The sequence below is a fragment of the Mitsuaria sp. CC2 genome, from assembly GCF_048957715.1.
Classification (GTDB): Bacteria; Pseudomonadota; Gammaproteobacteria; order Burkholderiales; family Burkholderiaceae_C; genus Roseateles.
The window spans coordinates 274,858-296,630 of the sequence record NZ_JARVXN010000018.1 but is presented as its reverse complement, the minus strand read 5'-3'; the positions used below and the strand labels follow the sequence as shown (position 1 = coordinate 296,630).

Annotated in this window: 17 protein-coding genes; 3 read left to right on the top strand and 14 right to left on the bottom strand. The window is 70.6% G+C overall.

What is annotated here, in order from left to right; genetic code table 11:
* Positions 1–2 precede the first annotated feature (2 nt).
* The 4 genes from PV762_RS13990 to PV762_RS13975 all read right to left on the bottom strand — a co-directional run bounded on the left by PV762_RS13990 (position 3) and on the right by PV762_RS13975 (position 3,301).
* A complete protein-coding gene (locus PV762_RS13990; RefSeq protein ID WP_421035615.1) occupies positions 3–830 on the bottom strand; it encodes a DUF2145 domain-containing protein in 828 nt (275 codons plus the stop codon).
* Positions 827–1,276: a hypothetical protein gene (locus tag PV762_RS13985; protein WP_421035614.1), complete on the bottom strand. Its 450-nt coding sequence runs from the start codon at positions 1,274–1,276 to the stop codon at positions 827–829. Before PV762_RS13985 ends, PV762_RS13990 begins: the two co-directional genes overlap by 4 nt.
* 74 nt (positions 1,277–1,350) lie before the next feature.
* Positions 1,351–1,824, bottom strand: coding sequence for a YiaA/YiaB family inner membrane protein (locus PV762_RS13980; protein WP_421035613.1), 474 nt, complete (start codon positions 1,822–1,824; stop codon positions 1,351–1,353).
* Between the two features lie 229 nt (positions 1,825–2,053).
* Positions 2,054–3,301: an amidohydrolase family protein gene (locus PV762_RS13975; protein WP_421035612.1), complete on the bottom strand. Its 1,248-nt coding sequence runs from the start codon at positions 3,299–3,301 to the stop codon at positions 2,054–2,056.
* A 160-nt stretch (positions 3,302–3,461) separates the two neighbouring features.
* On the opposite strand from PV762_RS13975, the gene PV762_RS13970 reads away from it, so the two are divergent.
* Complete coding sequence (locus tag PV762_RS13970) at positions 3,462–4,226, top strand: helix-turn-helix domain-containing protein (RefSeq protein ID WP_421035611.1); 765 nt, start codon at positions 3,462–3,464, stop codon at positions 4,224–4,226.
* 18 nt (positions 4,227–4,244) lie between these two features.
* On the opposite strand, the gene PV762_RS13965 is transcribed toward PV762_RS13970, so the two are convergent.
* The 4 genes from PV762_RS13965 to PV762_RS13950 all read right to left on the bottom strand — a co-directional run bounded on the left by PV762_RS13965 (position 4,245) and on the right by PV762_RS13950 (position 7,270).
* Positions 4,245–4,919, bottom strand: coding sequence for a CAAX prenyl protease-related protein (locus PV762_RS13965; RefSeq protein ID WP_421035610.1), 675 nt, complete (start codon positions 4,917–4,919; stop codon positions 4,245–4,247).
* Between the two features lie 90 nt (positions 4,920–5,009).
* The gene (locus PV762_RS13960; protein ID WP_421035609.1) at positions 5,010–5,417 is read right to left on the bottom strand and encodes a DUF2000 family protein; all 408 of its coding nucleotides are present in this window, start codon (positions 5,415–5,417) and stop codon (positions 5,010–5,012) included.
* 40 nt (positions 5,418–5,457) lie between these two features.
* Complete coding sequence (locus PV762_RS13955; protein ID WP_421035608.1) at positions 5,458–6,309, bottom strand: AraC family ligand binding domain-containing protein; 852 nt, start codon at positions 6,307–6,309, stop codon at positions 5,458–5,460.
* A 28-nt stretch (positions 6,310–6,337) separates the two neighbouring features.
* Complete coding sequence (locus PV762_RS13950) at positions 6,338–7,270, bottom strand: LysR family transcriptional regulator (RefSeq protein WP_421035607.1); 933 nt, start codon at positions 7,268–7,270, stop codon at positions 6,338–6,340.
* 150 nt (positions 7,271–7,420) lie between these two features.
* Between PV762_RS13950 and PV762_RS13945 the strand changes: the two genes are divergently transcribed.
* On the top strand, positions 7,421–8,062 hold the full coding sequence (locus PV762_RS13945; protein ID WP_421035606.1) for an NAD(P)-dependent oxidoreductase: 642 nt from the start codon (positions 7,421–7,423) through the stop codon (positions 8,060–8,062).
* On the opposite strand, the gene PV762_RS13940 is transcribed toward PV762_RS13945, so the two are convergent.
* Entirely contained in the window at positions 8,063–8,917 is an 855-nt protein-coding gene (locus PV762_RS13940; RefSeq protein ID WP_421035605.1) for a 23S rRNA (adenine(2030)-N(6))-methyltransferase RlmJ, read from the bottom strand.
* Between the two features lie 193 nt (positions 8,918–9,110).
* Complete coding sequence (locus tag PV762_RS13935; RefSeq protein WP_421035604.1) at positions 9,111–10,334, bottom strand: hypothetical protein; 1,224 nt, start codon at positions 10,332–10,334, stop codon at positions 9,111–9,113.
* A 249-nt stretch (positions 10,335–10,583) separates the two neighbouring features.
* Here PV762_RS13935 and PV762_RS13930 point away from each other — a divergent pair, with 249 nt between their 5' ends.
* The gene (locus tag PV762_RS13930) at positions 10,584–11,660 is read left to right on the top strand and encodes an alkene reductase (RefSeq protein ID WP_421035603.1); all 1,077 of its coding nucleotides are present in this window, start codon (positions 10,584–10,586) and stop codon (positions 11,658–11,660) included.
* Positions 11,661–11,663: 3 nt separating this feature from the next.
* Here the strand turns inward: PV762_RS13930 and PV762_RS13925 are convergent, their stop codons facing one another.
* From PV762_RS13925 to PV762_RS13910, 4 genes are all read right to left on the bottom strand, one after another.
* Positions 11,664–12,230, bottom strand: coding sequence for an MOSC domain-containing protein (locus PV762_RS13925; RefSeq protein ID WP_421035602.1), 567 nt, complete (start codon positions 12,228–12,230; stop codon positions 11,664–11,666).
* 22 nt (positions 12,231–12,252) lie between these two features.
* Entirely contained in the window at positions 12,253–13,563 is a 1,311-nt protein-coding gene (locus PV762_RS13920; protein WP_421035601.1) for a GAF domain-containing protein, read from the bottom strand.
* A 214-nt stretch (positions 13,564–13,777) separates the two neighbouring features.
* Positions 13,778–19,957: a YDG domain-containing protein gene (locus PV762_RS13915; RefSeq protein WP_421035600.1), complete on the bottom strand. Its 6,180-nt coding sequence runs from the start codon at positions 19,955–19,957 to the stop codon at positions 13,778–13,780.
* Positions 19,958–20,026: 69 nt separating this feature from the next.
* On the bottom strand, positions 20,027–21,754 hold the full coding sequence (locus PV762_RS13910; RefSeq protein ID WP_421035599.1) for a ShlB/FhaC/HecB family hemolysin secretion/activation protein: 1,728 nt from the start codon (positions 21,752–21,754) through the stop codon (positions 20,027–20,029).
* Positions 21,755–21,773: the final 19 nt, after the last annotated feature.

Here is a 21,773-nt window from a genome sequence, read left to right as displayed (position 1 = left end):
GGTCAGGGCGCCTTGACGCTTTGCGGGGGTTGGCCGTAACCGCTGCGCGGCAGCCAGGCGAAGACGGTGTCCGCCGTCGTGGTCTCGATGTGGCCGGCGAAACGCTTGGCGGACGGATGGTCGTCGAAGGCGACGTTGGCCATGCCGATGCGCGCGCCCAGGCGCTTGGCGGTCGACAGGCGCAAGTCCGACGGCTGGTAGCCCTGGCGCTTGAGCCAATCCTGCGCCTGGGCGCGGTTGAGCACCTCGCGCGGCGCGGCGGCGGAAGCCAGGGTCTCCAGCGCCCACTGGTTGCTCTGCTGGTACTGGCGCGACCAGGGGTAGGCGACCATGTTGTAGTCCGGCGTGTGCAGGGCCGCCAAGCGGGCGTTCTCTTTCAGCACCGGCAGCAGCGCTTGCTGCAACTCAGGCTTGAGGACCGAGAACGCTGCTTCATAGCGATGCGGGTTGTCCAGGAAGAACTCGCCCAGCCCCTGCCGATACAGGTCGGCCTGCGCCGTGCCGCATTGGTTGAGCTTGTGCACCACGCGCCAGACAGGTTTGGCGTCGGCGCCGCTGCCCATCGTGTCGCGATAGACGAAGCCCACGTGCGACCAGCGCAGCCCGTACTCGCCGAGGTCCTGTCCCGCGCGCGCCAGCAGCACGACGTCCGCGCCGCTGCGGTCCAGCGCGGCCGCAGTCGACTGCGCGAGGTTCATGCCGCGCCGGATCTGGTCGATCGTGGGCTTGGCGTTCTCGCACGGACGACCGGCCCAGGCCGGTCCCGCACCGAGCGTTGCCGCCAGCACAGCGGTCGCGAACATCGTCTTCATGGCCGGGCGGGCGCTCATCGCGTCACGCGATCCTTGTCGGTGATGCGCTCGTTGTAGAGCAGCGAGGCGCCGATCTCGTTCGGGATGAAGGCGACCGCCTCGCTCGCCGCGGACAGGACGAAACCGGTGCTGATCGCCGTGACGACGAGGGCCGTGCCGACGGCATTCGAGGCGCCGACGACGGCCTTGCCGGAGAACTCGACGCTGATGCGCACGCCGTCGGAGGCGCGCTCCAGCACCCAGACGGTGCCGCGGGCGGTGCTCTCGATCGCGACGACGACGAAGGCCGTGCCGGCGGACAGCACTGCGGAGGGCGCGACGACCGAGATGGCGACCGGGATGGCCGACAGCGCGGCGCTGGCGTCGCTCGGGCCGTGGGCCCGGGCCGCGCCGGTCGCCCCGAAGGCCAGGGCGGCGGCGGTCAGGAGCGAGAGGAGGGGACGGAAGGACGAATGGGGACGCATGGGAAGACTCCTTGTGGTGAGGTCAATCGGATGACGGGCGCGTGCGCGGGTCGAGACGAGGTGGGCGCCGGTGTTCATTGAGCGGCGGTCGGCACGGCTTCGCGCAGGGCGTCGCGGCGGCCTTGCTGGCGCGCGTCGGCCAGATCGGCCTCGTGGGGGTCGCGCAGCATCTTGGCCAGCGTGAAGACGTTGGAGATCAGGTAGAACCAGCAGACCAGCAGGTAGGCCTTCCAGACCGGCTGGACCTCCATGCGCCACAGGCCCCAGCCGGTGAGCGCCATCGCCAGCGCGAAGCCGCTCCAGACGACCAGGCCCCACATCGGGGTGTCGGTGCGGGCGCCCTGGTTGTCGCGGATGTACTTGGACAACGCGAAGGCGGCGGACAGGCAGAACACGTAGCCCATGACCATGAAGGCGCGGTCCAGGTCGGCGCCGGGCAGCCAGGCCAGGCCGATCGCGCAGAGCGCGACGCTGATGCCGAAGGAGATCCACACCTGATAGCGCCAGGCCTTGGTGTCGCGCTGGATGCGGATGTGCGGGGTGGTCATGTCTACGTTTCCTCCTGGGGACCGGTCGTCGGGGACCGGGCGTGGTTGCCGGGGTCATCGCCCCGTCGGGTGGTTGCCGGTGGCGATGGCGCAACTGTCGCCGCGCCCGCCCGGTTCCCCCTGCTGATTTGCGGTGAGTATCACCCGCCGCCTGGGCCGGTATCGATCGGTGCTACCGCCCGGTCCGGTCCCGATCGCCAGGCAGGGACGCGGGTTCTGGGGGAGTGCTTCACGCCGCCCGGACGGGGAAGTGCCGGGCAGTCGCGAAGACCGTGGCGCTCAAGGCATCGCCCTGCCATCGGGCGAACCGCTTGAGGGCGAGATCAAACATCAGCGGGTGGTGGTTGCGCAATGCCCCCAAAGGGGCGACGTGGGCTTCATCCAGGACCCCCGCGCGGACGAGCTGGGGCAGGCGGACCAGCGGCAGCACACCCGGCAGGGGGTAGTCGGAACCGTGCAACAGCCGGTCGTGCCAGTCCTGGCGTCGCAGCACGGTGCGCCAGACCTCGGGGCGACGATTGAACTGGAACATCGCGGAGACATCGCCGAGCAGCAGACCGCGCCAGGTCGGTTCGTCCATCAGGCGGACGAAGAGGTCGAAAGCCGGGGCGGGTCGGGGTCGGGGGAGATCCAGGTCCATTGCCAGTCCCAGCGAGGCGCAGTGCGCCGCGATCACGCGCACGCCGTGGCGCAGCGGCTCGCGCAGCAGCAGCGGATTGCCGAGGTCCTGCCGGTCCGCGCCGGGCACGGCGTGTTCTTCGCCGCAATGGACGATGAGCGGCAGTCGAGCGGCCGCGAGGCGGTCGTAGAAGGGCCGCAGACGCGCGTCGCGCAAGTCGATGGCCATGCTGCTCGGCAGCCACTTGATTGCGAGGGCTCCCCCTGCGATCGCCCGGTCCAGGCGTTCCAGCGCGTCCTCCCGGTTCGGATGGATGCTGGCCACCCAGCCGAAGCGATCGGGACGTTCGGCGGCGACCGCGCGGGCGTACGCATCGGGGACGTGGAAGGTCGTCCAGTCGGGGCGTCGATGGCCGGCGGTATCCACCGCCTCGTCGAAGGCAAAGAGCAGCCAGCGCGCGCCCGTCGGGAAGGCGTCGGCCAGCGCAGTGAGGCGCCGGACATAGGCTCGATCGATGTCACCCGAGGCGACGGAGCGAGGATCCACGCAGGCGCCGTTGAGGATCGCGTGCTTGCGGGCGAATTCGGCCGGATGCCACCACTGCGACAGCGACGGCGCGATCCAGCAGCCCGACCCCGAGTCGCCGGTGCCGATCAGGTGGGCGTGGACGTCCCAGAGCTGCGCGGGATCGATGCCGTCCCAGACGCGTTCGAGCCACTGCGGATCGACGCCGGGAATCGGCAGCGCGGCATGACCGCAGGGATTGCGCAACGGGCCGGCCGCGTCGGCCGCGAGCGCGCTGAAGAGGCCCGCCGCCGCGGCGGCGCCGCAGCACAGGAGATGACGTCGGCGGAGCATGGTCGGCGCCCGTGGAAGTGGAACGGGTGCGATCGTCGGGAGCCGCCTCGTCCCTGGCGCGCTTCGCTTGCGTCGGTATCGCGGCGCGGGCCGGCGGGTCTCGAATGCCGCTACCGGTCATGGGTTCTCCCGCCACCGACTTGCGCTAACGTCCGCCCCCATGGCGAGCACGCAATCCCTCATCGATCTCATCAAGGCCGAGCTGAAGCAGTCCGGCATCAGCTACGCGCAGCTGGCGACGGCGCTGGACCTGTCCGAGTCCAGCGTGAAGCGCATGTTCGCGTCGGGCGGGGAGATGCCGCTGTCGCGCATCGACGAGATCTGCCGCGTGCTGAAGACCGACTTCGCCGAGCTGTCGCAGCGCCTGGCCCGGTCGACGTCGCTGCGGAGCGAATTGACGCTGCAGCAGGAACGCGAGGTCGTCGCCGACGAGAAGCTGCTGCTGACCGCCATCTGCTGCCTGAGCCAGTGGAGCTTCGAGCAGATCGTCGCGACCTACCGGATGGGCGAGTCGGACGTGACGCGCGCGCTGGCGCAGCTGGACCGGCTGGGCATCATCGAACTGCGACCCCTGAACCGCTACCGGCTGCAGGTCGCGAAGACCTTCCGCTGGCGGCCGCAGGGTCCGGTGATGGCCTTCTTCCGCGAGAACGTCATGCAGGACTTCTTCGCCGGCGGCTTCGACAACGACGCGGAACTGCTGATGCTGGTCCACGGCCAGCTCAGCCCGGGCATGGCGCGCGAGCTGCGCGACCGGCTGCAGCGCGTCGCCGAGGACTTCGCGCGTCAGCATCTGCTCGACCAGAAGCTGCCCGACGAGGAGAAACGTCAGTTCACGCTGGTAATGGGCATGCGCTGCTGGCTGTTCGAGCGCTTCAAGCACCTGCAGCGGCCGGCGGCCGTGACGAAGGCGCTCAAGCGCTGAGACGGGGCGGGCAGCGGCTCACCAGAACTCCCACCGCCCGCTCCAGACCACCCAGATCCCGAGCACGCCGTTCGTCACCGCATGCGCGATGACGGCGCACCACAGCTTGCCGGTGCGGATGTAGAGCCACGCGTAGGCCGCGCCCGCCACGATCGCCGCGAGCCACAGCGTGTGCGCGAGCATGAAGACGAAGGTCGACAGCACCAGCGCGCGCAGGCCAGCCGCGCGCGGATCGACCGTCTCGAACTGCGGGCTGGCGATCCAGCGCATCAGGAAGCTGCGCCAGAACAGCTCTTCCATCACCGGCACGATCAGCGCAGCGCCCAGCCAGCGGATGGCGATCAGCGGCCAGTCGACGCGGCCGTCCGCCGTCATCGGCACGAAGGCGGCGGTCGCCTCGCCGAGCCGCATCCACGGCGCGTCGAGGTGGATCCACAGGCCGAAGACGATCAGCCCGACGGCGACGGCCAGGCCGGCCTCGCGCAGGCTGGGGCGGTTCTGCCGGTCGAACTCGCCGTAGCCGCGCCAGAACCACGCCAGCGCGCCGCCGACCACCACCAGGTTCAGCGCATAGATCCAGCGCGGATCGAGGCCCAGGGCGTTCTGCTCGGGCAGGGCGCCCCGCAGCGCCAGCAGCAGCATGAAGAGGGCGAACGGGACGATGCGGGCCCAGGCGGCTTGACTCAACGGCATCCGGCGAATGTACCGGTGCGCCGTGACGGCGCCATGCGGACAACCGAGAGGCCGTGTGCGGCGCAGTCTGCGCTGCAGTCAGCGGTGCAGTCAGCGGTGCAGCGAGAGGCCCTTGATCGCCTTGTCGACGGCCTTCTTCGGTCCGCGCAGCGCCAGCCCGACGAGGTCGGGCCGGTCGGCGTCCTCGGCGAGGAAGGCGTTGCGGTTGGCCTCGTCGTGACCGGTCGAGAACATCGCGTGGACGTAAGGCACCAGGGTCAGGTCGTGCTCGATGCCCTTGCGGTGCGCGGCCAGCAGGCCGGCGAGGTCGGCCTCGAAAACCATCATCGGCTGGCCCAGCATGGCGGCGTAGCGCCGGCCGAGGGCATCGACATAGGGTTCCCCGATCGCCTCCGGGGCCGAGGCCGCCACGCCCGTCGCGAGGAACGCGGTCACGTTCAGGCGTTGCCAGGTCGCGAGGTCGTTCCGGACGATGATGGCCACTTTCGTATCAAACATGGCGGGCGCACTGCGTGCTTCAACAACGAAGCCCGCATCGTCACGGCGAGCCCGGATCGCGGTCTAGAAGATTCGTGCAGCGGCGCCTGTAGTCTGCGGGCGTGAGGCGGTAAGCCCGCTGGAACCAGCGCCCCAGGTGGCTCTGATCGCAGAAGCCGACCTCGGTGGCGACCTCGGACGGCCGGTGGCCGCGCGCCAGCAGCGCCCGCGCCGCGCGCAGCCGCAGGCTCACGAGGTAGGCGTGCGGCGACTGGCCGAAGGACTGCTTGAACTGGCGCGTCAACCGGAAGCGGTCCATGCCGGTGTGCGCGACCAGGTCGTCCAGGCCGATGTCCCAGGCCATCCGGTCGTGGAGCAACTCGCGGGCGCGCTCCGCGAGCCGGGACGAGTCGCCGCGCGCCTGCTCGGACGTGACGTCGACATGCCGGGCGAGCAGACCGATCAGGCGATCGAGCTGCTGGTCGCAGCCCAGTCGCGCCTCGCCGGCGTGAAGGGCATCGAAAGCCGACTCGATCGCCGTGAAGAGGCGAGGGTCCTCCGCCAGCGTGTCGCGGAACGCCGGCTGGATCGCGGACAGGCCGGCGAGCCCGTGCTGCGCCAGCAGCCGGGTGGTCCAGTCCTGGGGCAGGTAGAGCATCGCGTAGGTGAAGCCGGCTTCCTCCGGCGCGTGGCCGTCGTGGACGGCGCCCGGCTCGATCAGGATCGCGCGGCCGGGCGTGCTCGTGTGCAGCGCGCGCTGGCAGCGGAAGCGCTGCACGCCTTGCTGGGTGATGCCGATCAGCAACTCGTCGTGGCCATGCGGGTCGTAGGCGTGACCGGTGAAATGCGCCCGCACGGTCTCGATGCCGGTGCGCGGATCGCGTCGCAGCTGGATCCAGTGGTCATCGGGCATCGGAGCGCTCCTGACGGTTCCTGGTCGACTATGCAACGGACGCCGCCGTGGTCGATGACGTCGATGATGCCGCGCCGGCGAACGCATGGGCGAGCGCGTCGATGGCGTGGCGGACCTTTGCCGGCTGCGCATCGCGCTGCGGCGTCATCACGTAGACCGGCAGGGTCGGCAGCGACCAGCCCGGCAGCAAGGGCAACAACCGACCCTGCGCCAGGGATTCGTCGACATCCTCCGCGCTGAGCAGCGCCAGACCGATGCCCGCCTCGCAGAACTGCTGCAGGCTGAGCTGGTTGTTGCTGCTCGCGCGCGGGCTGACGCGAAGCACCTCCTCGCGGCCCTCGGGGCCGACCATCGAGAGGCTGCGGATCGCGCCGGTGTCGGAGCGCAGGAACACCCAGTCGTGCCGGGTCAGGTCCGACATCGACGTGGGGACGCCGCGTCGCGCTAGATAGGCGGGCGCGGCGTAGAGGCCGACCGTCCGCTGACCGATGCGCTGCGCGACCCAACTGCTGTCGGGCAACCTGCCGAAGCGCACGGCAAGGTCGATGCGCTTGGCGACGAGGTCGGTGAACCCGTCGTCGACCTCCAGGTGCAGGCTCATCCCTGGATTCGCTGCCAGCAGCGGCGCCAGCGACGGCCCGATCTGCCGCGCCGCGCCGACGGGCGCGCTGATGCGCAGTTCGCCTTCGGGCGCGTCGCGAAGATGGTGGAGCTGGGTCTGCGCGTCGCGCGCGGCGGCGAGCATCGCCTGGCAGCCCTGGACGAAGCGCTCGCCGGCGGGCGTGAGGCCGATGCGGCGCGTGGAGCGGTGCAGCAGCGTCACGCCCATGTCGCGCTCCAGCGCGCGCAGCTGCTGGCTGACGGCGGAGGTCGTGGTCTGGAGCTGCCGGGCCGCCGCGACCAGGCTGCCCTGTTCGACGACGGTCGCCAGCACGGCCATCCGGCGGAGTTGGTCCAGCATTCGAAGATTGTGTAGATCGTCTAAAGAATGGACTCGGATTTTGAGGACTTCTATGGCGATTGTGAAGTTTCTAAAGTCCACTTCGTCGCGACATCTCGTCGCTGTCCCGGAATCTTCCGGCCTCCCCGGAACCCCTCGAAAGGAATTCTCATGAAAGTCGCCCTGATCGGACCGACCGGCTTCGTCGGCAAGGAAGTGCTCAAGGAACTGCTGTCCCGCGGTCACGAGGTCGTGGCCCTGGCGCGCGATCCGGCCAAGCTGGACGCCCGCGCCGGGCTCACCGTGGTGAAGGCGGACGCGAAGCAGTCGGGCCAGGTGGCGGCCGCGGTGGAAGGCGTCGACGCCGTCGTCAGCGCCTACAACCCGGGCTGGTCGGTGGCGGACATCCACACCGAGTTCCTGGAAGGCACCCGCGCGATCTACGACGGCGTGAAGCGCGCCGGTGTGAAGCGCCTGCTGGTGGTCGGCGGCGCCGGCAGCCTGTACGCGGCGCCGGGCGTGCAGATCGTCGATCTGCCAGAGTTCCCGGACCAGTGGAAGCAGGGCGCGCTGGCCGCGCGCGAAGCGCTGAACCTGATCCGCCTGGAGTCGTCGCTGGACTGGACCTTCCTGTCGCCCGCGCCCCATCTGGAACCGGGCGAGCGCCGCGGCAGCTACCGCGTCAGCCTGGACACGCCGGTGATGGACGCCGACGGCCCGGCGCACATCTCGACCGCCGACCTGGCGGTGGCGATCGTCGACGAGCTGGAGCGTCCGCAGCACATCCGCCGGCGCTTCACCGTCGGGCACTGATCAGGCGCTCTGCTGCTCCAGCAGGTAGTTGGCGTCGTCGTACTGGCCGAGCGTGTCCACGAGGGTGGGCAGGCATTCGGCCAGCTTGTCGTGCAGCACGAAGGGCGGATTCACGACGAACATGCCGCTGCCCATCATGCCGAAGCCGCGCTCGTCGGCCTGGGTGACGGTCAGGCGCACGTGCAGCCAGCCCTTCTTGGCCACGGGCTCGGAGGCGGACTTCAGACGCTGCACGAGTTGCGCGGACTCGACGGTCTGCAGCTGCGGATACCAGATCGCGAACGTGCCGTCGGCGAAGCGTTGCAGCCCCTCGCGCAGCGCGGCGACGACCTTGCCGTAGTCGGCCTTGATCTCGTAGGACGGATCCATCAGCACGACGCCGCGGCGCGACGGCGGCGGCAGCTCCGCCTTCAGCGACGCGAAGCCGTCCTGCTGCAGGACCTGCGTGTTGGCGCGGTCTTCCAGGTAACTGGCGAGGATGCGGTGATCGGTGCCGTGCAGCTCGTAGCAGCGCAGGCGGTCGTCGAAGCGCATCAGCATGCGCGAGATGGCCGGCGAGCCGGGGTACTGTTCGAGCTTCTTGCCGGGATTGAAGTCGTGCACCAGCTGCACGTACTGCTGCAGCGGTTCGGGCAGGTCCTTGCGCGCGTAGAGGGCGGCGATGCCGCCGGCGTGCTCGGCGTTCTTCTGGGCGTAGCGGCCGTCCAGGGCGTAGCCGCCGGCGCCGGCATGGGTGTCCACCAGGGTGTAGGGCTTGTCCTTTTCCGCCATGTAGCGGAGGACCTCGGCCAATACCAGGTGTTTGAGCACGTCGGCATGGTTGCCGGCGTGGAAGGCGTGTCGGTAAGCGAGCATGGGCAGGACTGTAGCGCGCCCCCGGCCATCGCTCCCACGATGGGGTGGCCAATCCAAGGCATCAGGCTTCTGGCGCGGAGCTTGCGGAAGGCCAAGGTGGCCATTCAGACGCCATCATCGCGAGCGTCCAGCACGTCGACGTCGTCCGGAACGCCGAACTCGCTGCGGAGCGCGAGGCGAAGAGGCAGATGGATCACACCTGAAACGCCCCCGGCGAATACGCCGTCCCCGCCGGCACGTCCTGGAGTCCGCACGGATGCTGGTACTGCATCGCCGGCTTGAGCACCTGTCCATCGACCGCGCCCGCGTCCACCGCGCGGCCGATCAACGGCGAGTCCGGCCGGAGGCGAAAGTCGTAGCCGTCCGCGTCGACGAAGCTGTCCAGTTCGACGAAGTAGTTGTGGTGCTGCTCGCGGTCGGGACCCGCCGGCAGTTCGTGCTTGCCGCACAGCAGGTTGTTGATCAACCGCAGCTTCTGCGCCTGCTTCGCCATGCGCAGGTAGACCCCACCGGCCTGGCGTCGGTCGACCAGCGTGTTGTTGATCAGGTGCAGCTCGTTGCGCCGTTGGGACAAGCCCTCGCTGCCGTACGCGATCAGGTGGTAGTTCTCGCTCGACGGACTCTGCTGGATCACGTTGCCCATGACCAGCGCGACGCCGCCGCTGGGGAACTCGAGCTCGAAGCTCGACCGGCCGGTCTCGTCGGTCAGGCGGTTGTAGAAGATGTGGTTCATCGCCGCGCGGGACTTCAGCAGATGGCCCGACGCGCCGTGGTGGAAATAGCTTCCGACCACCGAGAGCTTGGCGATCGCGCCGACATAGCAGTTGTGCGTCCGACCCTCGCCGGGCGCGATCGGACCGAAGTCGCAGCCTTCGATGCGCAGCTCGATGCTCCCGTCGTTGCTCGACAACAGGCCGTTCTCGTTGTCCTGGAAGCGGCAGTCGCGCAGCGTCAGCGAGCCGCGCTCCAGGCGGATGCCCGCGCCGTTGCGGTCCGGCACGCGCGCGCCGACGAAGTCGAAGCCCTCGATCGTCAGGCGCTTGCCGCTCGTGACGAAGATCCCCTTGCCCTGCGCGTGCGCGCCCTTGGCGAGCATCCGCACGCGGCCGCCGACGGCGCGCAGCGTGAGGTCGTCCTGCGGCCACGCGGCGACGTCGCCGGTGTAATCGCCGGCCTGCACCTCGATCGTCATGCCCGGCTTCGCCTGCGACGCGGCCGCCGCCAGCGTCTTCACCGGATGGTCCGCGCCGACGTGCATCACGGCACCCGAGGCGCCGCCTCGCTGGGCCTGGACCGGCAGCAGCCCGTGCGACAGCGCCGCCGCGGCACCGACGTGCAGCAGGCGTCGGCGGCCCGTGTCGGCGAGCGGCGCGCGCAGCCGGGTTTCAAGCGAGGAGAGCGAGGAACCAGAGGGCATCGACAGGCTCCCGTGTCGGGGCGGTGGAGGAGGGCATGCCGCACACAGGCAGGGACGACGCCCCCCGGCAGCCGGGCGAGTGTAGCCAAGCGTTACGGACCGGCCGTGAAGGCCGCGCAAGGCCCCAGCCGGCGTCCGGGCTGTCGCCTAGGCGCTGCGAAGGCCGGATCCGGTCGCTAAGCTGCGTCCCATCCTGGTCCGGCCTCCCGCCGGACGCCATCCACCTTCACCTGCCTCCTCGACATCCTCATGCCCAGTCTCTTCGATCCCCTGCAAGTCGGCGCCGTCTCGCTGGCCAACCGCATCGTCATGGCGCCGCTCACGCGCAACCGCTCCGTCGGCCTGGTGCCGGGACCGCTCGCGGTCGAGTACTACCGTCAGCGCGCCAGCGCCGGCCTGATCATCAGCGAGGGCGCCCAGATCACGCAGCAGGGCCAGGGCTATCTCGACACGCCCGGGATCCACTCGCCCGAACAGATCGCCGCCTGGAAGCAGGTGACGGACGCCGTCCACCAGGCCGGCGGCAAGATCGCCGTGCAGCTGTGGCACGTGGGTCGCATCTCCCACGCCGACTTCCAGCCCGGCGGCGCCAAGCCTTTGTCGGCGACGGACCGCCAGGCCAACAGCAAGACCTTCACCAAGGACGGCTTCGTCGACGTCGCCGCGCCACGCGCGCTGACGCTGGAGGAACTGCCCGGCGTCATCGAGTCCTACGTCCATGCGGCGAAGGCGGCGATGGCGGCAGGCTTCGACGCCGTCGAGGTGCACGGCGCCAACGGCTATCTGCTGGACCAGTTCCTGCGCGACAGCATCAACGACCGCACGGACGCCTACGGCGGGTCCATCGAGAATCGCGCGCGCCTGCTGCTCGAGGTGATGACGGCCATCGCCGGCGCGATCGGCGCCGACCGCACCGGCCTGCGCCTGTCGCCGGTCACGCCGGTCAACGACGCGGGTCAGGACAGCGACGCGCAGAAGCTCTTCAACCATGTCGTGGAGCAGCTGTCGCCGATGAAGCTGGCCTTCCTGCATGTCATCGAAGGGCACACCGGCGGTCCGCGCGATGTGGCGCCGTTCGACTACGACGCGCTGCGTGAGCGCTTCAAGGGCGTCTACATCGCCAACAACGGCTACACCCGCGAGATGGCGATCGATGCCGTCGCCAAGGGGCATGCGGACGCGGTGGCCTTCGGTCGCAGCTTCATCTCGAATCCGGACCTGGTGCGTCGACTGAAGCTGAACGCGCCGCTGCAGAAGGCGCACTCGGCGACGATGTACGGCGGTGGCGCTGAAGGCTACACGGACTACCCCGCACTGGCGGATTGAGCGTCAGCGCTGCGTCTTGGCCCGGAAGATCTCCGCGATGGAGACTTCGCGCGGGCCGGGGCGGACGGTGAAGGACTGTCCGGCCTGGATCGTGCCGGGCTGCCTCACCGCGAGGTAGAAGCCGCACCAGCCGCTCTGCGTCATCATCTTCGCGGCCTTGTTGAATCCCATCACCGCGTTGAACTTGAAGCAGGGGTAACGCGGCTCGCTGATGGCGAGTTCGCAGTCGGGGAAGACCAGCACGTCGCCGATCCAGGCGTCGTTCTCGGCGAGGCCGGCGATCGACAGGTTCTCGCCCATCGCGCCCCAGGGCAGCGCGTCGTCCCAGCCTGCGACCTGCGCCTGCGCGCGCACGGTGCGCCAGAAGGCGTAGTGTTCGCTCGGATAGGCGTAGACCGCCTTGGACAGGCCGCCGTGGACGCTGGGATCGGCCTGCTCATCGCCGTCGAGGCCCAGCGGGCGCACTTCGACAGCGCCGTCCACCGGCTGCTTGCGGATGCCGGTCATCACCGACTGCCCGTTGATGAGCAGCGGTTCAGCGGGGGCCGTGTTCAGACTGATCAGTTGCATCCGGCGATTCTGCCGCAGGCCGCTATCGCGTCGGCGTCGGAGGCGGCATCGGCGGCCGGAACGCCGCCGGCGTCGTTGTCTCGACCAGGCCGTACTCCTGGCGACGCAGCAGATCGCGCAGGCCTTCGAGTTCACGGGCCTGGTCGCGTTCGCGCCGCAGGTGGTCGAGCGCGAAGGACAGGTCGCCGGCCATCTCGTCCATCAATCCGAGCACCTGCGGATCGAAGTAGCCGCGTTCTCCGGCGAGCAGGCTGATCGCGCCCACGACCTCGCCGCCGCGGCGCAGCGGGAAGGCCGCCATCGACTCGACGCCGGGCGGGATCAGCGGCGCGCCTGCCGTGGCGAGGGTCGGGTCCTCCAGCGCTTGATTGCTGACCTGATATCTGCCTTCGAGGATCGCGCGCGTCGCCATCGAGCTGCGCGCGAAGGGCGCGTCGCGGGACCATTGCCTCGGCGCGCCGGGCATCAGGCGATCGGCGGGGCCGTGCTCCGCGACGCGCTCGAAGTGGTCGCCGTCAGCCAGCACCACCGCCGCGAAGCGGGCGTGGCCGGTCTCGACGCAGATGCGGCACAGGCCTTCGAACAGGCGCTGTTCAGCGCGCGGATCGTCGAAGGCGTCGGCCTCGCGGCGCACGATCAGCTGGTTGGTCTGAGACAACGCGACGTAGAGCCGCTGCAGCCGCTCGCGCGACGCCTGGCCGAGGCGGCGTTCGTCGTCGTAGCGGGTCCACACGGTGCAGACCACCACACTGCACAGTCCCCCGGTCAGCAGCACCAGCAGCAGGCCGAGGTGCGCGGCTTCGGTGGCGGTCTGCCGGGCGCGTTCGGTGTCGACGCTGGCCTGGCTGAGCTGGAACGCGATCAGCTCGTCGAGCATGCGCATCGTGGCGAGGCGGCGCTGGTTGAGCTCGCGCAGCGTGTCCGGCGTGGGCGCCCGGTTCGCATCGAGCGCGGCCCAGAGCTGGTCGAGCAGCGGCTGCGTGCGGGCGATCAGGCCCCGCTCGGCCGGCGACATGCGGGTGGCGAGGTAGCGGGTCCAGAGCTGGCGGGTCGAATCGGCGAAGCGACGACCCGCGTCCTCCATCTTGACGGCGTCGGGCTGTTGCGTCTGTGCCGTCACCAGCGCGCCCAGTTGATGAGCGCCCACCGTGTGCTCGAGTTCCCGCAGCAGGTCGACGGGGACGAGACGGTCCTCATACAGCGACTTCGCGATGCCGGCGAGCCGCTGCGACTGCCACCAGCCCAGCAGCGCGGAGGCCGCGACCAACGAGAGCGCCAGGCCCAGGACCAGGTAGAGGCGGGCGCGCAGCGACAGGCCGGTGGGGACGGACATGGACGTCGGGGACCTCGACGGGGGATGCGCCGAGCATAGGACGTTTCGGCGCGCGGGCCGATCCCCGAAGCATTGGGGGGCGGGCCGCTCGCGCGGCCTCCCCGCACTCAGCGGATGAACAGGATCTGCGACTGGCCGCAAACGGCAACGCCGCGGCGTGGAAGCGCCGCGGCGTTGCTGCGATCCCGTTGCGGGGATCGTCGGGTCCGGCGGATCAGCCGCCGCGGCGCAGCATCACGGCGCGCACGCTGGTGGGCGCGATGCCGGTCTGCTGCTTGAGCGCGCTGAGCGCCAGCGTGGTGACGAGGTCGTCATCGAGCTCGGCGGCCGTGGCGGGGGCCTGGACGCGCAGCGTGCCGTCAGCCAGCAGGACCACGTCCAGCGTCGCCGAACGCTCGTCGCCGAGCGCCACGATGGCCCGCAGCTGACGGGTCACGCCGCCCGACGCGGCGTCGGCGGCCGGGACCGGCTGCTGCACGGGCTTCAGCGCGAGGCTGTCGCCCAGGTCGTCCACGCGGAACATGCCCAGCGGCGTCGGCGCCGATCCGGCTTGGTCGGCATAGACCGGCAGCTGACTCTGGAGCGCCTGCCCGTAAGCCGGCGCATCAATCGCCAGGCTGATCTGGCCGTTGTCACGCAGCATCTGCTCCAGGCCGACATTGGCGACGGCGACATTGCCACCGGTGCCGTTGGCGTTCTGGCCCGAGGCATTGCCGCTGCCGTCACCGCCGCCGTTGGCATTGCCCGCACCGGTGGTCGAGGCGTTGGCGGAGCCGGTGACGATGCCGCTGCCGGAGCCGTTGCCGTTGCCGTTGCCGCTGCCGTTGCCGTTGCCGTTGCCGTTGCCCGATCCGTTCGAGCCGGTACCGCCAGTGCCGCCGTCAGCGCCGGACAGACCGTTACCGGCGCCGCCACTGCCGCCCGCACCGTTGCCGTTGCCGGCACCATTCGCCGCGCCGCCACCGATGCCGCCGTTGCCGACATCGATCGTGCCGGCCGGATTACCCGCAGGGCCTGCCGCGACCGTGGCCACGCTGCTGCCGAGGCCGCCGCCGTTGCCGCCGTTGCCGGTCGGCACGTTCGACGTCTTGTTGCCGCCGCCGTCCTGCGTGCCGTTGCCGCCGACGGGCTGGATCACCAGCGCACCGATCGCCGGAGGCACGGCCTGCGCGTTGATCGTGCCGGTCACCGTCAGGGACGCCGGTTCCAGACGGTAGTTCGCCGCGTCCGCGCCGTTCAGCGTCAGCTGCACGTCCACCGGCTTGCCGGAGCCGACGAAGGGCGTGTCGAAGCGTCCCGAGCCCCCGACGCTGACCTGGTCGCCCGCGACCACGCCCTGCGGCGCGCCGATGACGATCGTGGCCGTCGTGTCGCTGTTGAACACGCCGCCGATCACGGTGACCGTGGGCGCCTGGATCGTGCGGACGGTGATGTCCGCGCTCGACTTCGCGGCGCCCGACGCCAGCACGTAGTTGCCCGCATCCGCGCCCGTCAGCGCCAACTGCACATCCACGGCCTTGCCCTTGCCGACGTTCTTGTTGTCGAACTGGCCGCTGGCGCTCACACCGAGCTGGTCGCCCGCGATGACGCCGGTGGCGCCGCCGGTCGTGACCTGCGCGGTCTTCGTGCCGTCGTAGACCTTGTCGGCGACGGCGATCGCGCCGACGTCCACCGTCTTCGCCGTGATCGAGGCGGAACCCCGCACCGAATCCGTGGCCAGCACGTAGTTGCCCGCGTCGGCGCCGGTCAGCGCCAGCTGCACGTCGACGGCCTTGCCGTTGCCCACGTTCTTCGTGTCGAAGCTGCCGCTGACCGAGACGTCGAGCTGGTCGCCCGACACCCTGCCGGTCAGACCGCCGGTGGTGACCTGCGCGTCGCGGGTGCCGTCATAGACCTTGCCGCCGACCTGGATCGCGCCGACGTCCACCGTCTTGGGCGTGATCGTGGCCGTGACGGCCGCGCTCGTGTCCAGCACGTAGTTGCCCGCATCCGCGCCCGCCAGGCCGAGACCCGACAGATCGACCGCCTTGCCGCGACCGGCGTTCTTGTCCAGGAAGCTCGCCGCGCCGCCCAGCGCCGCGTCGTCGCCCTGCACCAGACCGGAGACGCCGCCGCCTGACAGCTGCGCCGTCGTGTTGCCGTCGTAGACCTTGTCCTGCACCGCGCCGTTGGCGACGGTCACGGTCTTCGGCGTGACCTGGCCGATCGCGGCGCTCGCGCTGTCCGACACCAGCTGGTAGCCGTAGACGGCGGTGCCGCCGTTCAGGCCGCCGGCGACGACCACGCCGTCGACGGTCACGGTCTTGCCGTTGCCGACGTTCTTCGTGTCGTAATGGGCCGCGCCGTTGGAGCCGATGGCCAGGGTCACGACGTCGCCGTCGATCGCGCCGGTCGCGCCCAGCTGGAGACCTGCGGTCGCCGCGCTGTCGTTGCCGTCATAGACTTTGGAGGCGCTGCCCGAGAGGCCGACGGTCAAGGTCGGCGCGACCGTGTACAGGAAGCCGTTGCCGCTGCCCAGGACGGTGTCGCCGTAGCTGGCGTCGTACTGCTTGAAGGCCGCGACCAGGCCGCCGCGCGTGTCGTTCAGCGGCGAGGTCGAGTACACCTGCCACGTCCCGCCGTTGCCGGCCTGCAGCGCGCTGGCACCCGCCTGGTTGATGAAGTTGCGGCCCGCGCGCAGGAGGACCGGCGTCGTCGCGCCGCCGTCGTTGCCCGCGACGATCTGCTGCTGCAGCGTCAGGTCCGCGGCCGCGCCCTGGGCGCGCAGCGCGACGGTGCCGTCGGCCTGGATGCCCTGCAGCCCGTCGGCGGTGCCGACGATCAACGAGCCGGTGTTGGTCAGCGACAGCGAATGGACTTCCGCCGCGATCGTGCCGACCTGCTGGGCGCTGCTGAAGCCGGCGTCGCCGCCGCTGCGCAATGCCAGCTTGCCCGCGGCGATGACGACGCCTGCCTGGCTGCCGATGCCGGCCGTGCTGCGGTCGTCCAGCGAGACGGTGCCGCTCGAACTGATGTTGTCGGCGACGTTGATGCCGCCGGTCTCGGCGCGCACCAGCACGCCGCCGTTGGTCATCGTGATGGCGCCGCCCTGGGCGAAGGTGTTGCCCAGCAGCTCCAGGCGGTTGCCCAGCGACAGCTGGACCGGGCCCACGACGCTCAGGTCGAGGTCGGACGCGTCCACGCGCAGCGTGTTCACGCCGTTGAAGCGCGCCAGCATCGTGTTGGTCAGGTCCGCCGTGGTCGTGCCGCCGACGGTGATGCCGGTGGCCGGGCCGGTGCGATCGAAGACGGCCGTGGCCAGCGCGCCGTTGCTCGTCACCTGGTTGGACGTGCTGCTCCAGCTCGGCGCCTGCAGCGTGAGTTGCGCCGCGCCACCGGTGAAGTTGATCGGCGCGTCGAGCGCCAGCGTGCCGGTGCCGCTGTTGAGCGTCACGTCGGCGGCGCCGCGCGTGGTCAGGCCGACGACGCCGTCGACGGTGCCCAGCGTGAAGCCGCTGGCGCTCGCCGGATTCACGACGGTCGTGCCGCCGACGTCCAGCGCCAGACGCGTGAAGTTGAAGGTGTCGTCCGTCAGCGTCGCGCCCTGGCCCGCGGTCACGGCCACGTTCGCCGCGGCCACGCCGCCGTTCACGCCCATCACCTGGCCGCCGCTCTTCAGGCTCACCGTGGTGGCATTGGTGGTGATGTCGCTGTCAAAGACCAGGTTGCCGCCGTCGCTGCGGCCGACTTCCAGCGTCGCCGCGTTGACCTGGCCGATCGACGCGTTGCTCAGCCCGCCGCCCAGATGCAGCTCGTTGGCGACCGTCATCTGGCGGATCGTGACCTTGCCCGCGCCGCCGTTGGCAGTGATGGTCTGCGACAGGTTGACGTTGTCGCCGGTCAGCACGATGTTGCCCGTCGTGTTGTTCAGCGTGCCGGCGGTGATGTCGATGGTGCGGTCCACCATCTCGAAGCTGCCCGAGGCGTCGAAGCTGAAGTTGCCCGGCACGCTGATCGTGCCCGTGCCGTCCGCGCGGCCGATCGTCAGGTTCTTGATGCCTGGGAGCTTGGCCAGCGTCGTCGCGGAGGCAAAGCCGTTCGCGTCGCCCAGCACCATGTTGGTCGCCGGGTCGTACGGCTCCAGGCGCATCGACGCGGTGCTCAGGTTCTGCAGCGTCGAGGTGCCCCAGTCGATGCGGTTGGCGCGCAGCGTCAGGACCCCGCTGCCGGTGTCCATGTTGACGTTGACGTTGCCGAAGTTGATCGCGCTGTCGGTGTAGATGCTGGCGCCGCCCTTGAAGATGAACGGGGTGTCGATGTTGACGTCGCCGCTGACGCTGAGCAGGCCGGCCAGGATCTTGTTGCCGTTGGTGTAGCCGCCGTCGGCGCGGAAGAAGATCCGGCCGGTGCCCAGCACCATGCTGGAGTTCAGCGTCACGTCGCCGCTGCCGGTCGACACGTAGAGGTTGCCGCCGTTGGTCGCGACCGGCGCGGACAGCGTGAAGTAACCGGCGCCGCCGTTGTCGGAGTCGGCCCAGATGCGCACGTAGCCGCCGTTGGTGGTCAGCGAGCCGCCCACCGTCGCGCCGTCGGCGCCGTAGATGGTGATCGAGCCCGCGCCCGGCGTGCCGCTGCCCGGGCTGGAGACGTTGTGCGTGGGCAGCGCGCCGGACGGGTTGGTGCCGGCGCCATGCGCGATCAGCTTGGGCACGTTGAGCACGCGACCCGAGTTGGTCGCGCCGGCCACCAGCATCAGGCTGCCGCTGCCCGACACCTCCAGCACGTTGCTGGCGTTGGCGAACATCAGGTCGGTGTAGGAGGCGAAGCTGCCGTCCGTCAGGTTGGGCGGCGGCGTCAGGTGCGCGCCATTGGCGGTGCCGGCCTCGATGCGCAGGCTGACGTTCGGCTGCATCGTGATCTTGCCGTCGCCGCCGTTGAGGTTCAGATCGTTGACGAGGATGTCGCCGGTGGCCTGCAGCAGCACGTTGGCCTGCTGCGCCTCGATGTCCTTCTCGTAGACGACGGAGCCGGTCAGCACATCGGTGCCGCTGCCGCCGCCGTTGATGGTCAGCGAACTCGGGTCGAGCAGCAGGTCGCCGGTCGCGCCCTTGGCGGCGCGCGCGTCGGCGCGGCCGCTGTAGGCCAGCTCCTGCTTCCCGGAGACCTCGATGCGGCCGCCGTTGCCGCCCTGCTCGCCGCCGCGCGATTCGACGCGACCGGCGAATTCGGTGCGGCCGTCCGACCAGGTCACGACCTCGCCGCCGTTGCCGTTCACCGTTGCGTTGGCGCGCAGCGTGGTCGCCGCGTCGACGCTGACGTTCTTCGCGTTGGTCAGGCTCGCATCCTTGCCTTGCCAGCCGCCGCCGACGTGGATCTGGCCGCCGCCGGTGGCGCCGCTCGCATCCAGCGTCGCGCCGCGCAGCGCGATCGTGCCGCCGGTGACGCGGACGTCGCCGCCCTGGCCTTGCGCCGAGCTCGCGTCCAGTCGACCGGTGACGTTCACCTGACCGTTGTCGCCGCCGTCGAGGATGATGCGGCCGCCCTGTTCAGACAGGCCCTTGGCCTCGACCACGCCGTCCATGTTGATGACGCTGGCGCGCAGGGCGCTGGCGCTGGGGGCGCTCAACACGACCTGGCGGCCCTGCACGAGGCCTTCCTGCGACAACTCGGCGTCGAGCGCCGCCTGGTCGACGCGGACCTGCAGCAGGCCGTCGCCGTTGAAGTCGAGCGCGACCTGCTGTCCGGCGACCAGGGCGACCTGGCCGGCGCTGATCGTGCCGGTGTTGACCACCGACGCGCCCAGCAGCGCGACCACGCCGTCGGCGCGGATCGTGCCGTCGTTGCGGACCTGGGCGGTGCTGGTGCCGGAGAAGCGCGCGCGACCGCCGAGGAAGTCGGCGTCGCTGACGTTCAGCGTGCTGGCGACCAGGCCGCCGACGTTGACGGTCGCGCCCTTGCCGAAGACGACGCCGCTGTTGTTGACCAGCCAGACCTGTCCGTTGGCGGAGAGGTCGCCGAAGATCTGGCTCGGCGCGCCGCCGGTGACGCGGTTCAGCGCCACGGCGTCGGCGCCGGTCTGGTTGAAGCGCACCGAGGCGCCGCTGCCGATGTCGAAGCTGTTCCAGTTGAGGATCAGCTTGTTGGAGGTCTGATCGATGCGCAGTTGCGCGCCTTGCTGCGTCAGCGAGGCGTTGCCGGCGGTGATCTGGCCGCCGGTGGGCAGCGCCCCTGCATCGAGCGCGGCGGCCGGTCCCGCGAAGGCGCCGGCGGCGGCCGCCGCGATGGCGGCGGCGATGGCGCGGCGGACGGTGCCGCCGGCGCGCTTGCCGCGTCCACGGGCGAATTCAGGCACGGCGACGAAGGCGCCGCAAAGCTCGTTCCAGACGAGGCGATAGCTGTGGTTCAACGATCCCATGATGGTTCTCTTTGGTCTGTGCGGTCGGAGCGGCCGGCCCGGTCGACGGAGCGGCGGCCGCGGCGGCGATCAATAGTGGAAGGAGGCCTGCAGCCAGAAGCGCTGGCGGTCGTCGCGGCCGTCGGCATCGCGGCCGGCGGCGCTGCGCCCGGCGTTGTGGCCGACCGCGTGCGCCCAGCTGGCGCGCAGCGTCCAGCGTTCGCCGGCGAGGTTGGCGCCCAGCCCCGCGCCGCCCAGTCCGTAGGCATTCGGCTGTCCGGCCAGCGCGCCCGTCCAGGGGCGCTCGTGCTGCTCGACGCGGCCGTAGTCCGCGAACGCGATCAGCTGCGCGGCCAGGCCGTTGCCCAGGCGCAGCTCGCGGCGCAGTTCGGCGGTGCCGACCCAGCCGTTGTCGCCGCTGGCCTCGCCGACCGGGTAGGCGCGCACGCCCGACGGTCCGCCCAGCAGGAACTTTTCCGACGAATCCAGGTTGCGCGCGCTCAGCTGGCCGTAGCCGCCGACGAACAGGCCCCAACCCGGCAGCGCCTGCGCGGTCTGCAGGCGCGAGACGCGCCAGGTCGCCTTGTCGTAGCTGCCCGAGGTGCGGGCGGTCAGCGCGTCGGCGATCTGGTCGCCGGCTTCGCGCAGCGCGACCGTGCCGCTGGTGACGCTCAGGCCGAAGTCGTTCTGCGCGCCGCCCAGGACGTTGTCCCACGCGTTGCCGTAGACGTTGACCGTCAGGCGGTTGAGGCGGCGGTCGCGCAGCGTCTGCCCCAGCGCGTCGTCGACCAGCGTGCGCTGTTCGCCTTCGGCGGAGACCCAGAGGTTGCGCTCGCGTCCGCGCAGCACCGGATAGCTCAGGGCGGCCGACACGGTCCGCGCGGTGCCGCGCAGGTCCAGCGGTTTGAGCTCCTCGCCGACGTGATAGTCCAGCCAGGTCGTCGCCAGCTGGGCGCGCAGGCCCGAGGCGCCGACGGCGAAGCCGTAGGCGAGGGCGGCCTGGCGGCTGCCGTCGGTGCGCGACACGCTGGCCTGCAGCAGGTCTTCGCGGTTGAGCGGACGGATCAGCGAGGCCGCGGCGCCGACGCGCCATTGGCCGGTGTAGCGGTTGTTGTAGTCGTCGACGGAAGCGTCCACCGCCCACGCGCGACCGGTCTCGGTACGGACGTCGAGGCGGCTGGTGCCTGGCTCGTCGCCGCGTTCCAGCGTCGCCCGGGCCTGCACGCCGGGCACATCGTTGATCAGCAGCAGCGCGCGTTCGAGCTGCTCGTAGCGAACCGGGCCGGAGGCCAGCGCGGTGTCGGCGATCGCGCCCAGGCGCGGGGCGAGCGCCTCGTCGGCGCCGGTCACGCGCACGCGGTTCGCGCCCGACTGCAGCCGGCCGGACAGCACGGCGATCTCCAGCTCGCCCTGGGTCAGGTCTTGCTGCGGCAGGTAGGCCCGGGCCAGCACGAAGCCGCGCTTCTGCAGCGCCGCGGTCACGCGGGCGGCCAAGGCCTGCAACTGGCTGTGCGACAGCTGGCGGCCCTTGGCGTCGGCGACCAGCGCCTGCAGCTCGGGTTCGGGGATCAGGCCGTCCGCGCCGGTGAAGCGGATGCGGTCGACGCGGGCGCGCAGGCCGGCCTGCTGGTCGTTGCCCAGCGGCGCGTTGACGGTCGGGGCCTTGTCCAGATCGCCGCGCTGCGCGGGCGGGGTCAGGCGGCGCTGCTCGTTGAGCAGTTGACCGGCATCCGGTGCAGCCGCCCAGGCCAGGCTGACGGACAGGCTCATCAGACTCAGACCCAGGCCGGCCGCGCGTCGGCGCGTGCTGTACTTCATTCCCAATCTCCGGTTGTGT

What these genes read in the sequence shown, in the direction of transcription:
- PV762_RS13935 (WP_421035604.1), bottom strand. Translation starts at nt 10,334, where the DNA reads ATGCCCTCTGGTTCCTCGCTCTCCTCGCTTGAAACCCGGCTGCGCGCG.
- PV762_RS13975 (WP_421035612.1), bottom strand. Translation starts at nt 3,301, where the DNA reads ATGCTCCGCCGACGTCATCTCCTGTGCTGCGGCGCCGCCGCGGCGGCG.
- PV762_RS13945 (WP_421035606.1), top strand. Translation starts at nt 7,421, where the DNA reads ATGAAAGTCGCCCTGATCGGACCGACCGGCTTCGTCGGCAAGGAAGTG.
- PV762_RS13960 (WP_421035609.1), bottom strand. Translation starts at nt 5,417, where the DNA reads ATGTTTGATACGAAAGTGGCCATCATCGTCCGGAACGACCTCGCGACC.
- PV762_RS13955 (WP_421035608.1), bottom strand. Translation starts at nt 6,309, where the DNA reads ATGCCCGATGACCACTGGATCCAGCTGCGACGCGATCCGCGCACCGGC.
- PV762_RS13970 (WP_421035611.1), top strand. Translation starts at nt 3,462, where the DNA reads ATGGCGAGCACGCAATCCCTCATCGATCTCATCAAGGCCGAGCTGAAG.
- PV762_RS13985 (WP_421035614.1), bottom strand. Translation starts at nt 1,276, where the DNA reads ATGCGTCCCCATTCGTCCTTCCGTCCCCTCCTCTCGCTCCTGACCGCC.
- PV762_RS13925 (WP_421035602.1), bottom strand. Translation starts at nt 12,230, where the DNA reads ATGCAACTGATCAGTCTGAACACGGCCCCCGCTGAACCGCTGCTCATC.
- PV762_RS13915 (WP_421035600.1), bottom strand. Translation starts at nt 19,957, where the DNA reads ATGGGATCGTTGAACCACAGCTATCGCCTCGTCTGGAACGAGCTTTGC.
- PV762_RS13950 (WP_421035607.1), bottom strand. Translation starts at nt 7,270, where the DNA reads ATGCTGGACCAACTCCGCCGGATGGCCGTGCTGGCGACCGTCGTCGAA.
- PV762_RS13940 (WP_421035605.1), bottom strand. Translation starts at nt 8,917, where the DNA reads ATGCTCGCTTACCGACACGCCTTCCACGCCGGCAACCATGCCGACGTG.
- PV762_RS13990 (WP_421035615.1), bottom strand. Translation starts at nt 830, where the DNA reads ATGAGCGCCCGCCCGGCCATGAAGACGATGTTCGCGACCGCTGTGCTG.
- PV762_RS13930 (WP_421035603.1), top strand. Translation starts at nt 10,584, where the DNA reads ATGCCCAGTCTCTTCGATCCCCTGCAAGTCGGCGCCGTCTCGCTGGCC.
- PV762_RS13980 (WP_421035613.1), bottom strand. Translation starts at nt 1,824, where the DNA reads ATGACCACCCCGCACATCCGCATCCAGCGCGACACCAAGGCCTGGCGC.
- PV762_RS13920 (WP_421035601.1), bottom strand. Translation starts at nt 13,563, where the DNA reads ATGTCCGTCCCCACCGGCCTGTCGCTGCGCGCCCGCCTCTACCTGGTC.
- PV762_RS13965 (WP_421035610.1), bottom strand. Translation starts at nt 4,919, where the DNA reads ATGCCGTTGAGTCAAGCCGCCTGGGCCCGCATCGTCCCGTTCGCCCTC.
- PV762_RS13910 (WP_421035599.1), bottom strand. Translation starts at nt 21,754, where the DNA reads ATGAAGTACAGCACGCGCCGACGCGCGGCCGGCCTGGGTCTGAGTCTG.